The following is a 13,363-nucleotide window of genomic DNA, read 5'->3' as shown; positions in this document are numbered from 1 at the left end:
CGTGGGGCCCATGGCGACACACCTCGACGACCAGGCCCTGCTCGCGTTGCACGCCCAGGCCCTGGACCACTTCGGCCGGCTGGTCCGCGCCGTGCCCGACGACCGCTGGCAGGCTCCCACGCCGTGCACCGACTGGACGGTCCGCCAACTGGTCGGGCACCTGACCTACGAACAGCTGTGGGTGCCGGACCTGCTCAACGGCGCCACCATCGCCGAGGTCGGCGACCGCTACGACGGGGAGGTGCTCGGCGACGACCCGGTGGCGGCGTGGACGGCCGCCGCCGACGCCGCCCGGGCCGCGTTCGCCGCCCCCGGCGCGCTGCGGCGCACCGTGCACCTCTCCTACGGACGGCGGCGGGCGGCCGGGTACGCCCGGGAGATGACGGTGGACGCGATCGTGCACAGCTGGGACCTGGCCACCGGGATCGGCGCCGACGCCCGGATGGACCCGGCGGCCGCGAGCTTCGCCCTGGACGAACTCGCCCCGCAGGCAGGCATGTTGGCAGCCTCGGGCCTGTTCGCGGATGCGGTGCCGGTGCCGGACGACGCCGATCCGCAGACCCGGCTGCTGGGCCTGGTGGGACGCGACGCGGCGCACCCGTTCCGCGACAACTGAGGCAGCGCCGGGGAGAGGGGGCGTCAGGGCGAGGGGGCGCCAGGGAAGGGACGGGTCAGGCGCGGGGGCGGATGCCGTCCAGGGCGATGGCGAGGACGCGGGCGCGCTGCTTGTCGTCCGGGAAGGCGACCGAGGCGATGCCGGAGACCAGGCGGAGCAGGTCGTCCATGTCCATGTCGGTGCGGACGGTGCCGTCCTGCTGGGCGCGCAGGAGGAGGGGGGTGCCGGCGTCGTACATGGACTGGCGGCAGGCGAAGAAGACGCCGGACTCCTCGCCCTGGAGGGCCTCGCGGATGGCGCGCTTGGTCATGGCGTAGTCGACGAAGCGGTGCAGCCAGGTGATCAGGGCGTCCCAGGAGGGTTGGCCGACCAGGCCGGCGGCGACCCGGCCGAGGTCCTCGACCTCGTTGGCGTAGACGGCCTCGAAGAGGTGCCGGCGGGTGGGGAAGTTGCGGTACAGGGTGCCGATGCCGACGCCGGCCCGGCGGGCGATGTCCTCCAGGGAGGCTTCGGCACCGTGTTCGGCGAAGGCCTCGCGGGCGGCGGCGAGCAGCGCGTCGAAGTTGCGCGCGGCGTCGGCGCGGCGCGGGCGCTGGGCGGCGAGGAACTCGCCGACGGAGATCGGCTCGGACACGGTGACCTCGTTTCGACACATCCGGATTGAACCGGAGGCTCACCTCCGCTAATCTGGAGGCATGCCTCGACTTTAGCATCGGGGCCCGGGTTTCGGCCTGCCGTCCGGTCGGCGACGGGCTGTTCATGTCGGCTTGGGTCGGCGCATGTCGGCTTGGGTCGGCGCGCCGTGTCGGCATCGCTGTCGTCAACCGGGGTTGACCGAGCCCGCACCGCAGTCGTCAATCAGGACTGACGGAACCTGCACCACTGTCGTCAATTCGCGTTGACCGTACGGGCATTGATCGTTCGCCCGATGGACCACTGCTCCTTCTCCGCACCACCGCCCGCTCGTCCGGGTGTCTGCCTGCCAGTTGTGCGCCGTGGCGTGCCGTTGTTCCCGTGCGCCGCGACCCGAGTCCCGAGAGGGTTCGATGAATCGCCAGTCCCACCGCCTCACCTTCGGCGTGCTCGCCGTCGGGGCGGGCGTGTTCGCGTTGCTCCAGTCGCTGATCACGCCGGCCCTGCCGATCGTCCAGGAGGCGATGCACACCTCGCAGTCCACCGTCACCTGGGTGATGACCGCCTACCTGCTGTCCGCGTCCGTGTTCACCCCGATCCTCGGCCGGGTCGGCGACCTGGTGGGCAAGAAGCGCACCCTGGTCGCGGCGCTGGTCGCGCTGCTGACCGGCTGCCTGGTGGCCGCGCTCGCCCCCAACATCGCGGTGCTGCTGATCGCGCGCGTTCTCCAGGGCATCGCGGGTGCGCTGTTCCCGCTGTCCTTCGGCATCATCCGCGACGAGTTCCCGGCCGGGCGGGTGCCCACCGGCATCAGCAACCTGTCCGCCGTGATCGCCGTCGGCAGTGGCCTCGGCATGGTGCTGGCCGGGCCGATCGTCGGCGCGCTGGACTACCGCTGGCTGTTCTGGATCCCCGTCATCGTGGTGGCCGCCACCGTGCTGCTCGCCTGGCGCTACGTCCCCGAGTCGCCGACCCGCGGTGAGGGCGGCGTCGACTGGATCTCCTCCGTACTGCTCTCCGGCTGGTTGGTCGCTCTGCTGCTGCCGGTCAGTCAGACCGCTCAGTGGGGCTGGGGATCGGCCCGGGTGCTGGGCCTGCTGGCCGCCGCCGTGGTGCTGTTCGCGCTCTGGGTGGTGAACGAGGCCCGCTCGCGCAACCCGCTGATCGACCTGCGGGTGATGCGGCTGCCCGCCGTGTGGACCACCAACACCGCGGCCCTGCTGTTCGGCGGCGGCATGTATGCCGTGTGGGCGTTCCTGCCCGGCTTCGTCCAGACCCCCGCCAGTGCGGGCTACGGCTTCGGCTCCACCGTCACCGGCGCCGGCCTGCTGATGCTGCCGATGGTCGGTGCGATGTTCGTCTCCGGCATCCTCGGCGGACGCCTGGCCGGCCGCTTCCCCGCCAAGGCGCAGCTGGTCACCGGTGCGTTGCTGTGCGCCGTGGCCTGCGCGCTGTTCGCCGCCCGGCACGACACGCCGGCGGACGTCGCTGTCGCGGCCGGCGTGTTCGGGCTCGGCGTCGGCCTGGCGTTCGCCTCGATGAGCAACCTGATCGTGCAGAGTGTCTCGCCCGCGCAGACCGGCGCCGCCACCGGCATGAACGCCAACATTCGCACCATCGGCGGTTCGATGGGTGCCGCGCTGATGACCGGCCTGGTCACCGGCCACCTCCAGCCCTCCGGCCGCCCGATGGAGTCCGGCTACACCCACGGCTTCGCGCTGCTCGCGGCGTTCTGCCTGGCCGCGGCGCTCGCCGCGCTGCTGGTGCCGACCCGGGGCACCCGGCCGGTACCCGCGCCCGTGGAGCCCGCCGCGGCCCAGCGGGACAATGAAGTCACCCTCGGATGAGCCGAGTTGGACGTGCGGGTGCCGCCGCCCCGGTGCAAGCGCAGGGCGGCGGCCTTGTGCCGTGATGGTCAGCAGTCCCGCAACTCCGGTGACTGGTTCAGCAGTTGGGCCCGCACGGAGGTGAACTCCCGGTAGGCGGCGGTGTTTTCGGCGTTCGGGTGGAAGACCGCCAGGCGGTGGCAGTTCTGGAAGGCCAGTTTCACCGAGAAGTGCCGCTCCAGCGCCCCGCGGATCGAGTCGCTGGCCAGCGCGCGCAGCAGCTGGGCGCGTTCGGCGTCGGTCGGGGCGACCGTGTTGTCCGCGAACTCGGCGTCGCTGGTGGCGAGTTCCGCCGTCAGGTCGTTGACCAGCCGGTACGCGTAGGGCAGTGAGGTGCGGACGGTGGCGAGGAAGTCGGCGTCGGCGACCTCGTCGCGTTCGGCCAGCGAGAGCAGGGAGGGGGAGACGTCCAGCGACATGGGGGTGGGCCCTTCGGAGGTGAATGGAAGTGGAAGTCGTTTTCAATAAGTGATCCTGGCAAGCCCTCCGACGCCCTGTCAATTACGCTCCCCCGTTCGGACCAAGGCGCCACGCCACGGCAGGGGAGCCATCCCCGATCCGCCCTGGTGGCGGCCCACATCGCGGCTTCCTAGAGTGAGGAACAGGCGGACCGTGAGGAGGCCCCCGATGGACGAGCAGGGCAAGGCCGGCGGCACCGACCGCCGCATCCTGGACCGGATCAGCGCCATGGTCGACGAGGAACGGAAACTGCGCGCCGCGCTCTCCGAAGGACGCATCGACCAGTCCACCGAACAGCGCGAACTCAAAGACCTGGAAGAACAACTCGACCAGTGCTGGGACCTGCTGCGCCAACGCCGCGCCCGCACCGACGCCGGCGAGGACCCGAACCAGGCCGGCGTGCGCAGCGTCGAGGAGATCGAGCGCTACGAGTCCTAGGCCGGTCTTCAAACCGGCTGCCCTGCGACGCGGGCCTGGGAGACCGGCCCCAGGCGCGCCGCAGACGTTCGTGGCCGGGCCGGGGTGGTGTCAGACCGACGCGAGGCGGGTGAGCGGACCGGACGGGTCGGGGCGGCCGCAGGCGGCGCGGACGGCGGCGTCGTGGGCGGCGGCGAGGGCGTCGAGGCGGGTCAGGCGGGTGCGGCCCTGGCGGGAGAGGTGGGCGGTGATCCGGCGGCGGTCCCGCTCGTCCTGGCGCCGGTAGACCAGCCCGGCATCCGCGAGGGCATCGACCAGGCGGCTCAGACTGGCCTGCGGAATCAGCAGCGCCTGCGCCAACTCGCCCATCGCCCGGCCCTCGCCGTCCGCGAGCGCCCGCAGCACCCGCCACTGGTCGACCGTGCAGTCCTCCTCGGCGAGCGCCGTCGCCAGGCCGGAGGTGAGACGGCGGTGGGCGAGCGCCACGAGCTCCACCAACAGCGGCGGCGAACCCGCCGAACCCGGCGCGGCGATCGCGTGCGCGGCCGCCCCGGGCACGCCCGCCCCGGGCACGCCCGCGGCGGCTGCGTTCGCGGCGGCGGCAGTTGCGTTCGCGGCGGCGCCCTGCGTGGCCATCCGGCCCTCCCGTTCCCAGGTCCCCCGAGCCTCGCGGGCTTTCCCGGGGCCGACATCCCGACCATACTCGCACCGGTGATGCTGGATGCCAGGCTGGTCGACCCGCTCGACGCGCTCCACCTCCCCAGACCGGACGGCGCGTTCCGGGTCGGCCTCGTCGTACCGCAGTCCGGCCCGCTCGGACTGACCGGCCCCTCCGCACTCGACGGCGCACTGCTCGCCGCGCACGAGATCAACGCCCGCGGCGGCATCCTCGGCCGCCCACTCGACCTGGTCCTGGTCGACGGCGGCGGCGCACCCCGCTCCGTCGCCGCCGAAGTCCGCCGACTGCTCGACGCCGGAGCCCTCGACGCCCTGGCCGGCTGCCACACCAGCGACGTCCACCGTGCCGTCGAGACCGTCGCCGCCGGACGCACCGCCTACATCTACACCCCGCCGCACGAGGGCGGCACCCGCCGCCCCGGCGTGCTGTGCACCGGCACCGACCCGTACGGCCAACTCGCCGCTGGAATACGCATGCTGACGGAGCGTCATCAGCTGCGCCGCTGGGCGCTCATCGGCAACGACTACATCTGGCCGCGCTCCGTCCACCGCGCCGCCGCCACCCTCGCCAGCCGTGCCGGAGCCCGGATCGTACTGGAGCGCCGCGTCCCGTTCGGGGCCGTCCAACCGGCCGTCGAACCGCTGCTCGACGCGCTGCGCACGGCCCGCGCCGACGCCCTGCTGCTCAGCCTGATCGGCCGCGACCTGGTCCACTTCAACCGCGCGCTGCGCCGCAGCGGACTCGACCGCCGGCTCGTCAGGCTGTCCGGGGCGCTGGAGGAGAACGGTCTGCTCGCGCTCGGCGGCGACGACACCGGAACGCTGTACGCCGCCATGCCGTCCTTCGCCACCCTGGCCGAGGAGCCCCGGCAGCTGCTCGGTGAGCGGCATCGGGCGCTGTGCGGGCCGTGGGCGCCCGTTCTGGACGCGTACGCGGTCGGACTGTACGACGGACTGCAGCTGCTCGCGGCGCTCGCCCACCGTCACGCACTGGAGCCGCACGGCCTGGCGCGGGCGGCCGGCCGACTGCTGGGCGGAGCGCGGCGCACCGTGCATCTGGCCCGGGCCGAGGGCGCCGGATTCGCCGTCCTCCCGCCGCTGGGTGCCTGCTGACCTGCGGGTACGGTCGCACGCTCACGTTCTCGGCCGGTGGAACGCCGTCCCAAAACTCTTCCATATGGAAATACTTCGCTCTACAGTCTCCCCACACACCCGCAGGGTCGTCACGGAGAGAGAGCACCATGGCCGACACACCCGCGCACCAGGGCATCGAGAACTACGGCTACCAACAGGAGTTGCGCCGGTCCCTGACCTTCACCGACCTGCTCGTCTACGGGCTGGTCTTCATGGTGCCGATCGCCCCCTTCGGCATCTTCGGCGGCGTCTTCCAGGGCTCCCGCGGCATGGTCGCCCTGGCCTACATCCTCGGCATGGTGGCGATGATGTTCACCGCCCTGTCGTACGCCCAGATGAGCCGGGCGTTCCCGATGGCCGGCTCGGTCTACACCTACGCCGGACGCGGCATCGGCGCACCGGTCGGCTTCCTGTCCGGCTGGATGATCCTGCTGGACTACGTGCTGGTGCCCGGCCTGCTCTACCTGATCGCCGGCGTCGCGATGAATTCGCTGGTGCCGTCCGTCCCGGTCTGGCTGTGGCTGATCGGCTTCGTGCTGCTCAACACCGTCGTCAACTACCTGGGCATCGAGACCACCGCGAAGGTCAACAAGGCCGTGCTGATCGGCGAACTCGTCGTGCTCGCCCTGTTCCTGGTGGTCGGCGTGATCGCGCTGGCGAACGGGAAGGGCCGGGGCTTCGACTTCACGCCGCTGTACGACTCGCACACCTTCTCGTGGAGCGTGGCGTTCGGCGCGGTCTCGATCGCCGTGCTCAGCTTCCTCGGCTTCGACGGCATCTCCACCCTCTCGGAGGAGAACCGCGACTCCACCAAAGCGATCGGCCGGTCGATGGTGGCCGCGCTGCTGCTCGCGGGCACGCTGTTCATCGTGCAGACCTGGGTGGCCTCGCTGCTGGTCGCCGACCCGGACGCGCTGATCGCCGACGGCGACCCGAACGGCACCGCCTTCTACGACGCCGCCCGCACCGCCGGCGGCGGCTGGCTGGCCACCCTGACCGCCGCGTCCACCGCCGTGGCCTGGGGCTTCGCCAACTCCCTGGTCGCCCAGGCCGCCACCTCGCGGCTGCTGTTCGCGATGGCCCGCGACCGCCAACTGCCGCGATTCCTCGCCAGGATCCACCCCACCCGCCGGGTGCCCGTCAACGCCACCCTGCTGACCGCCGGCATCTCGCTGGTGCTCGGCCTGTACATGGCCTCGCGCGCCGACGGCATCACCCTGCTCAGCACCCTGGTCAACTTCGGCGCGCTGACCACCTTCCTGGTGCTGCACGTCGCCGTCGTCGTCCACTACCTGATCCGTCGGCGCAGCAAGGACTACTGGCGCCACCTGATCGCCCCGCTGCTCGGCTTCGCGATCCTCGGCTACGTGGTCGTCAACGCCAACATCGCGGCCCAACGGCTCGGATTCGTCTGGCTGTTGATCGGCGGGATCGTGCTGGCCGGTCTGATGCTGACCGGCCGCAAGCCCCGACTGGCCGTCACCACCACTTCCGAGGAGACCGACAAGTGACCCTGCCCGAGATCGTCCAGCTGACCCCCGCGCCGGAGGACTGGGCCTACACCTTCGGTGGGCGCGCCCCGCTGACCACCGTTCAGCCCGGCAGCATCGTCGAGTTGACCACCGAGGACTGCTTCGGCGGCAAGGTGCGCGGCGTCGGTGACCTGCCCAGCCAGGTCTGCGTCTTCCCGTACCTCAACCCCGTCACCGGCCCGATCGCCGTGGCCGGCGCCCAGCCCGGGGACGTCCTCGCGGTGCACTTCGTGGAGATCACCCCCGCCCGGGACCACGGCATCTCCAGCACCTTCCCGCACTTCGGCGCGCTGACCGCCACCCACCGGACCGCGATGCTGCACCCCGCGCTGGAGGAACGGGTCTGGGTCTACGACCTGGACGTCGCCGCCGGCCTGTGCCACTTCCGGGCCCGCAACGGCGACTTCACCGTCGCGCTGCCGCTGGACCCGATGCACGGCACCGTCGGCGTCGCCCCCGCCGCCGGCGAGGTGCTGGCCTCGATCACGCCCGGCGCGCACGGCGGCAACCTGGACACCCCCGAGATGCGGGCCGGCACCACCGCCTACTTCGGCGTCAACGTCGAGGGCGGCCTGCTGGCCATCGGCGACGGCCACGCCCGCCAGGGCGAGGGCGAGGTGTGCGGCACCGCCGTCGAGGCGGCGATGCGCACCACCGTGATCGTCGACCTGATCAAGGGCGGCGGGCCGGCCTGGCCCCGGCTGGAGAGCGACGACCACCTGATCAGCACCGGCTCCGCCCGACCGCTGGAGGACGCGTTCCGGATCAGCCAGCACGACCTGGTCGGCTGGACCGGCGAACTCCTCGGCCTGGACCAGCTCGACGCGTACCAGCTGGTCAGCCAGGCCGCACTGGCGCCGGCCGCGAACGTCTGCGACACCAACTACACGATGGTCGCCAAGCTGCCGAAGTCCGTCCTCGGCCGGGTCCGCGCGTACGACGGTCTGCACGAGCGGTTGCGCGCGACGGCGGCGGCGTACTTGCGGCAGCGGTAGGCGCCGGTAGGTGCCGGTGGGCGCCGGTCGTTCCTGCGGCAGCGGTAGGTGTGCCGGTGGGCGCCGGTCGTTCCTGCGGCAGCGGTAGGTGTGCCAGTGGGCGCCGGTCGTTCCTGCGGTGTGGCTCCGGCGCCCGGGTGTCGGGGATCCTCGACGCTCAGGCGCCGGCCGCGTCCAGGTTCGCGGTCAGCCGGGTGAGCAGTTCGCGCAGGGTGCGCAGGTCGGAGAGGGGCAGTCCGGCCGCGGCGCCGATGTGGCGCGGGACGGCGCGGGCGGGCTCGCGCAGGTCGCGGCCGGCCGGGGTGAGCGAGACGATCACCGACCGTTCGTCCTGCGGGCTGCGCTCGCGCACGATCAGTCCCGTCGCCTCCAGCCGCTTGAGCAACGGGGAGAGCGTGCCGGAGTCCAGCCGCAGGCGCTCGCCGAGTTGCTTGACGGGCAGTTCGTCGTGCTCCCAGAGCACCAGCATCACGAGGTACTGGGGGTACGTCAGGCCGAGATCCTTCAGCGCCGTCCGGTAGACGCTGCCGAACGCGCGGGAGGCGGCGCTCAGCGAGAAGCAGATCTGCTGGTCGAGCAGGAGCATGTCGGAGCCCGCGGCCGCGAGTTCGTCCAGCGTCGTGGGCGTCGTGGGCGTCGTGAGTGTTGTGGGCGTCGCGGTTGTCACGGGCGTCGCGGCCTCGGCGGCCTCGTGGGGTCCCGTCGGGGCTCGGTTCTCCTCGTGCCTGGTCATGGTTCAAGGGTAGCAAGTGGGCGATTTGGTTGTGCGCAATTGAATTGTGTGCTGTAGTTATGGGGCAGGGCAGGCCGGGGACGGCGCCGGCGGACACGCTTGCCGGACCTGGACACCGGTCTGGGATCACACAAGGACGACAGGAGGGCTCGGAATGGAACCGCTCTACACCGCAGTTGCCACCTCGAACGGCCGCGAGGGGCGCTCCGTCACCTCGGACGGCAAGCTCGACCTCAAGCTCTCCCCGCCGCCCGCGCTCGGTGGCAGCGGCGAGGGCACCAACCCCGAGCAGCTGTTCGCCGCCGGGTACGCGGCGTGCTTCTCGGGTGCGCTCGGCCTGGTCGCCCGTCAGTCGAAGATCGACATCTCGGAGGTCTCGGTGACCGCCGAGGTCACCATCGGCAAGGACGACAGCGGCTTCGGCCTCGCCGTCGTCATGCGGGTGGAACTGCCGGAGGAGCTGGCCGGCGAGACCGGTGAGCTGCTGGTCAAGCAGGCGCACCAGGTCTGCCCGTACTCCAAGGCGATCAGCGGGAACGTTCCGGTGGAGCTGGTCGTCGAGTAAGGCGAGGCAAGGGGTCTCACCTGGGGACTGCGGGCCGCTTTACCGCGTGGGGGCGGGGCGGCCCGCAGTGGTGCCCAGGGGCTTTCGGCGCATGGCCGGGCCGAAGTCGGGCCTGGCGGGGCCGGGTTGGGCTTCGGGCGGGGCCGGGTTGGGTTTCGCGCGCGGCCCGGTTGGGTCTCGCGCTGGGCCGGTTGGGTCTCGCGCTGGGCCGGGCTGGGCCTTGGGCGGGGCCGGGTTGGGGTCAGGTTTGACTGGGCCGGGTCAGAGCGGGAGCAGGTCCGGGCGCTTCGCCTCGATGTGGTCGCCGGACGACTCGCCGCGCAGGCGGCGGCCCACCCACGGCAGCAGGTAGGTGCGTGCCCACTGGAGGTTCTCGCGGCGCTGCTCGGCCGGGGTGGTGACCGGCACCGGCGGCCAGGCGGCCTCGGGGTCGTCGATCTCGGTCAGGCCGAGGGCGCGCGCCGCCAGCAGCGCCACCCGCTGGTGGCCCTCCGGCGACAGGTGCAGCCGGTCCTCCGACCAGGCCCGGCGGTCGTGCACCGCGCGCAGCGACCACAGGTCCGCGACGGCGAGACCGTTGCGGTCGGCGATCGCCCACAGGTGCGAGTTGTAGGTGGCGACCTTGCCGCGCAGGTGGCGCAGCACCGGCACGTTGCGGGTGTCGAAGCCGGTGCAGATCAGCACCGTCCCGGCGTTCTCGCGCAGCTCCAGGACAGCCGACTCGAAGTGCTCGGCGATCAGGTCCGGGTCGCTGCCCGGGCGCAGGATGTCGTTGCCGCCGGCACACAAGGTCACCAGATCGGGCTGGAGTTGGCGGACCTTGGGGACCTGCTCGGTGACGATCTGGTCCAGCAGGCGGCCGCGCACGGCAAGGTTGGCGTAGCGGAGATCGGGATCCGGGCGCCGCTCGGCCAGCATTCCGGCCAGCCGGTCGGCCCACCCGGCGAACTTTCCGTCGGGGCCGGGGTCGTTCAAGCCCTCGGTGAAACTGTCACCGAGCGCGGCGTAGGAACTGATGTCGAGGGTCTCCTGGTAGTCGGCCATGGAAGAGATAGTTCACTGTGTGAAGTGACCTACGCCACCGTAGGTGGCCCTAAGTTCCCCGTGATCTCCGCCACGGGCCCGCGCGGCGCTACCCTGCATAGGTCAGAACGATGGACGGGACCGGACTGCAGGAGGACCGCGTGGCCAGCGACGCTGTGCGCGAGGAGAAGGCGCGGCGCAAGCAGATGCTGATCCGCGCGCTGATCTACATCGTGGGCACCCACGTGTTTGCCGGATTCGTGCTCCTGCTGTTCGCCGTCGGGAAGCACTGACGGGCTGCGTTCCTTCTCGGTGCGGGGCTTCGGCGCGGGGTATCAGTGCGGGGGCTTCGGCGCGTGGCTTCAGCGCAGGGCAGTGTCGGTGTCGGCCTCCGGTGCAGGCAGCGCCCGGGCGGCGACCTTGGCCAGGTGCGCGTCGAAGGCGGCGGCCGGGTCCGGGTGCACCCGGACCAGCGCGACCATCGCGGTGATCACGACGTCGCACAGTTCGCCCGCCACGTCGTCCCAGGTGTGCGAGAAGCCCTTGCGCGGGTTCTGGCCGAGCGCGCCGATCACCGCCTCGGCCACCTCGCCCGCCTCCTCGCTGATCTTCAGGCACTGCAACACCCGCTGCATTTCCGGGGGTTGAGTACTGCCCTCGGCCAGCCACGCCGCCAGCCGCCGCACCGTCTCCCACTGCTGCGCGTCCACGTTCCCGCCCCTCCGCCGTCGTTCGTGCGCTCGGTGTGTGCGGGCAGCTGCGCTTGCTTGCCTGCCTGCCTGCCTGCCTGCCTCGCACCGCAACCGACCGTACCCGGCACGGACGGTGGCGCGGGTACGGTCGGTTGCGGTGGGGCGGGGAGTCAGCGCAGGCGCTGCTGCCAGTCGAACGGGACGCGGCCGGCCGGGCCCGGGGTGGGCTGGGTGACCGGGTGCGCGGACGGGCCGGCCAACGGCGGGCCCTCGTAGAACTGTTCGGTCTCGGTGTTCCAGAACCAGTCCTCGCCCGGCTCGAAACTGGTCAGGAACGGGTGGCCGGCCGACCGGGCGTGTGCGGTGGCGTGCTGGGACGGTGAGGAGTCGCAGCATCCGATGTGTCCGCACGCCGCGCACCTGCGCAGGTGGAACCACCAGCCCTGGCCTTCGCCGGCCAGACACTCCATGCAACCGTCGCCGCTGGGCGGTACCGTCGGGTCGATACCGGGGATCGTCGTGTCTTCACTCATCTCGGGCACCTCCGCGGAAAGGGTATGCCGGGGGTGGCGGGCGATGCCCGTTAGTCGGTCCCGGCGCGGCGCGGCGGGGGTGCCGGGGCTCGGGTCCGCGATTACCGATCCGATGATCGGGCGGGGCGGTGTGGTGTCGGCCGGTATGTCGCGTGCGGCGCGTCGGGTGTGGTGGCGTGCCGTCAGCTCCGGTGGCGGGTGGTGGCCTTTTGGGGTGTGGCCGGTGCGAAGGTGGATTCCGTCCTGTTCTACAGTGCTGTAGATTCAACTTCGGGGCCTGCGCCCGCGTCACGCGGCCGGGTGCCGGCCGCCGGGCCGAACTGCCGGGCCCGGTACGGGGATACCACAGGAGGGCAACATGGGAGTCTCGCTCGCCAAGGGCGGAAACGTCTCGCTGACGAAGGAGGCCCCGGGGCTCACCTCCGTCATCGTCGGCCTCGGTTGGGACGTCCGGGCCACCACGGGTGCGGACTTCGACCTCGACGCCAGCGCGCTGCTGTGCAGCGAGGCCGGACGGGTCCTCAGCGACCAGCACTTCGTCTTCTACAACAACCTTCGCAGCCCTGAGGGTTCGGTCGAGCACAGTGGCGACAATCTGACCGGTGGCGGCGACGGCGACGACGAACAGATCCAGGTCGATCTGGCGGCCGTTCCGCCGCAGGTCGCGAAGGTCGTTTTCCCGGTGTCGATCTACGATGCGGAGCAGCGCCGCCAGAGCTTCGGCCAGGTCCGCAACGCTTTCATCCGGGTCGTCAACCAGGCAGACGGCAGCGAGGTCGCGCGCTACGACCTGAGCGAGGACGCGTCCACCGAGACCGCGATGGTCTTCGGCGAGCTCTACCGTTACGGCGTCGAGTGGAAGTTCCGTGCCATCGGCCAGGGTTACGCCTCCGGCCTGCGGGGCATCGCGCTGGACTACGGCGTCAACGTCTGACACTTCGCACAGGTCACTCGTTCCGATGATCGGATGACCCGCTCGACTGCGGGCAGGGCTGGATTCCAGGATCCGGCCCTGCCCGCGTTTTCTTCTGCTGAAGCCCTCAACCGGTGCGGAACGGGCCCAGGAGTCGGGAGCGGGGCGTTCGGATCCTCGCCTTCGGTGGACAGGCCGACGTAGGCGCGCAGGGCGGTGGACAGGCCGACGTAGGCGCGCAGGGCGGTGGCGCGGGTGCCGGGAAGGCCGGGCGCGTTGAACGAATCGTGCAGGCCCGAGCCGAACGGCAGCTCCAGGTAGTCGTGGGTGGTCAGCAACTCGGCGCGAGTGCGCAGGAGTTCGTGGCGGCCGGGGGGAGAAGTTGGCGAACCGCGCGGTGGCGCCGCCGGGTTCGAACACGGTCTCCAAGAGCTGCCCGGCACAGACCGCGAGGGGGGCGGGGTGCGACTCCGGTGCACTCGAGACGGTGCAGGCTGCGGGCCATCTTGCCGAGGACTGCGTCCGGCTCCTCGGCGATGCCCATCAGGCGTAGG

Annotated in this window: 17 protein-coding genes; 9 read left to right on the top strand and 8 right to left on the bottom strand. The window is 71.7% G+C overall.

Features of this window, described 5'->3' with window-relative positions; genetic code table 11:
* The first annotated feature begins 10 nt into the window (after positions 1–10).
* Complete coding sequence (locus ACFV18_RS22150; protein ID WP_380485732.1) at positions 11–616, top strand: TIGR03086 family metal-binding protein; 606 nt, start codon at positions 11–13, stop codon at positions 614–616.
* 55 nt (positions 617–671) lie between these two features.
* Here the strand turns inward: ACFV18_RS22150 and ACFV18_RS22145 are convergent, their stop codons facing one another.
* Positions 672–1,271 (bottom strand): TetR/AcrR family transcriptional regulator, encoded by a 600-nt coding sequence (locus ACFV18_RS22145; RefSeq protein WP_380485730.1) that lies wholly within the window; start codon positions 1,269–1,271, stop codon positions 672–674.
* Between the two features lie 391 nt (positions 1,272–1,662).
* Here ACFV18_RS22145 and ACFV18_RS22140 point away from each other — a divergent pair, with 391 nt between their 5' ends.
* Positions 1,663–3,096, top strand: coding sequence for an MFS transporter (locus tag ACFV18_RS22140; RefSeq protein WP_380485728.1), 1,434 nt, complete (start codon positions 1,663–1,665; stop codon positions 3,094–3,096).
* A 68-nt stretch (positions 3,097–3,164) separates the two neighbouring features.
* On the opposite strand, the gene ACFV18_RS22135 is transcribed toward ACFV18_RS22140, so the two are convergent.
* Positions 3,165–3,554, bottom strand: a complete 390-nt coding sequence (locus ACFV18_RS22135) for an SCO5389 family protein (RefSeq protein ID WP_380485726.1) — start codon at positions 3,552–3,554, stop codon at positions 3,165–3,167.
* Between the two features lie 208 nt (positions 3,555–3,762).
* Here ACFV18_RS22135 and ACFV18_RS22130 point away from each other — a divergent pair, with 208 nt between their 5' ends.
* Complete coding sequence (locus ACFV18_RS22130) at positions 3,763–4,032, top strand: DUF2630 family protein (RefSeq protein WP_380485724.1); 270 nt, start codon at positions 3,763–3,765, stop codon at positions 4,030–4,032.
* 90 nt (positions 4,033–4,122) lie between these two features.
* Here the strand turns inward: ACFV18_RS22130 and ACFV18_RS22125 are convergent, their stop codons facing one another.
* Positions 4,123–4,647: a MarR family winged helix-turn-helix transcriptional regulator gene (locus ACFV18_RS22125; protein WP_380485722.1), complete on the bottom strand. Its 525-nt coding sequence runs from the start codon at positions 4,645–4,647 to the stop codon at positions 4,123–4,125.
* A gap of 78 nt (positions 4,648–4,725) precedes the next feature.
* Between ACFV18_RS22125 and ACFV18_RS22120 the strand changes: the two genes are divergently transcribed.
* The 3 genes from ACFV18_RS22120 to ACFV18_RS22110 all read left to right on the top strand — a co-directional run bounded on the left by ACFV18_RS22120 (position 4,726) and on the right by ACFV18_RS22110 (position 8,350).
* The gene (locus tag ACFV18_RS22120) at positions 4,726–5,802 is read left to right on the top strand and encodes a substrate-binding domain-containing protein (protein WP_380485720.1); all 1,077 of its coding nucleotides are present in this window, start codon (positions 4,726–4,728) and stop codon (positions 5,800–5,802) included.
* Between the two features lie 128 nt (positions 5,803–5,930).
* A complete protein-coding gene (locus tag ACFV18_RS22115) occupies positions 5,931–7,334 on the top strand; it encodes an APC family permease (protein ID WP_380485718.1) in 1,404 nt (467 codons plus the stop codon).
* Positions 7,331–8,350: an acetamidase/formamidase family protein gene (locus ACFV18_RS22110; RefSeq protein ID WP_380485717.1), complete on the top strand. Its 1,020-nt coding sequence runs from the start codon at positions 7,331–7,333 to the stop codon at positions 8,348–8,350. The genes ACFV18_RS22115 and ACFV18_RS22110 overlap by 4 nt, the downstream gene beginning before the upstream one ends.
* A gap of 157 nt (positions 8,351–8,507) precedes the next feature.
* Here ACFV18_RS22110 and ACFV18_RS22105 read toward each other — a convergent pair whose 3' ends face one another.
* The gene (locus tag ACFV18_RS22105; protein ID WP_380485915.1) at positions 8,508–8,936 is read right to left on the bottom strand and encodes a MarR family winged helix-turn-helix transcriptional regulator; all 429 of its coding nucleotides are present in this window, start codon (positions 8,934–8,936) and stop codon (positions 8,508–8,510) included.
* 301 nt (positions 8,937–9,237) lie between these two features.
* Between ACFV18_RS22105 and ACFV18_RS22100 the strand changes: the two genes are divergently transcribed.
* Positions 9,238–9,648 (top strand): organic hydroperoxide resistance protein, encoded by a 411-nt coding sequence (locus ACFV18_RS22100; RefSeq protein ID WP_380485715.1) that lies wholly within the window; start codon positions 9,238–9,240, stop codon positions 9,646–9,648.
* Positions 9,649–9,909: 261 nt separating this feature from the next.
* Here the strand turns inward: ACFV18_RS22100 and ACFV18_RS22095 are convergent, their stop codons facing one another.
* Positions 9,910–10,692, bottom strand: coding sequence for an SGNH/GDSL hydrolase family protein (locus tag ACFV18_RS22095; protein WP_380485713.1), 783 nt, complete (start codon positions 10,690–10,692; stop codon positions 9,910–9,912).
* 140 nt (positions 10,693–10,832) lie between these two features.
* On the opposite strand from ACFV18_RS22095, the gene ACFV18_RS22090 reads away from it, so the two are divergent.
* Positions 10,833–10,964: a DUF6126 family protein gene (locus ACFV18_RS22090; RefSeq protein ID WP_380485712.1), complete on the top strand. Its 132-nt coding sequence runs from the start codon at positions 10,833–10,835 to the stop codon at positions 10,962–10,964.
* A 69-nt stretch (positions 10,965–11,033) separates the two neighbouring features.
* Here the strand turns inward: ACFV18_RS22090 and ACFV18_RS22085 are convergent, their stop codons facing one another.
* Both ACFV18_RS22085 and ACFV18_RS22080 read right to left on the bottom strand, forming a co-directional pair.
* Positions 11,034–11,381 carry a MazG-like family protein gene (locus ACFV18_RS22085; RefSeq protein WP_380485710.1) on the bottom strand — a complete coding sequence of 116 codons (348 nt, stop codon included), beginning with the start codon at positions 11,379–11,381 and terminating at the stop codon, positions 11,034–11,036.
* A gap of 152 nt (positions 11,382–11,533) precedes the next feature.
* Positions 11,534–11,896 carry a UBP-type zinc finger domain-containing protein gene (locus ACFV18_RS22080; RefSeq protein ID WP_380485708.1) on the bottom strand — a complete coding sequence of 121 codons (363 nt, stop codon included), beginning with the start codon at positions 11,894–11,896 and terminating at the stop codon, positions 11,534–11,536.
* Positions 11,897–12,254: 358 nt separating this feature from the next.
* Between ACFV18_RS22080 and ACFV18_RS22075 the strand changes: the two genes are divergently transcribed.
* A complete protein-coding gene (locus ACFV18_RS22075) occupies positions 12,255–12,830 on the top strand; it encodes a TerD family protein (RefSeq protein WP_380485707.1) in 576 nt (191 codons plus the stop codon).
* Here the strand turns inward: ACFV18_RS22075 and ACFV18_RS22070 are convergent.
* Positions 12,812–13,147 (bottom strand): hypothetical protein, encoded by a 336-nt coding sequence (locus ACFV18_RS22070; RefSeq protein WP_380485705.1) that lies wholly within the window; start codon positions 13,145–13,147, stop codon positions 12,812–12,814. The two genes, ACFV18_RS22075 and ACFV18_RS22070, sit on opposite strands and share 19 nt — an antisense overlap.
* Between the last annotated feature and the right edge of the window lie 216 nt (positions 13,148–13,363).

This window comes from Kitasatospora sp. NPDC059673 (assembly GCF_042734215.1).
In the GTDB taxonomy this organism is placed as follows: domain Bacteria; phylum Actinomycetota; class Actinomycetes; order Streptomycetales; family Streptomycetaceae; genus Kitasatospora.
This window is presented reverse-complemented; position numbering and strand designations above follow the sequence as displayed.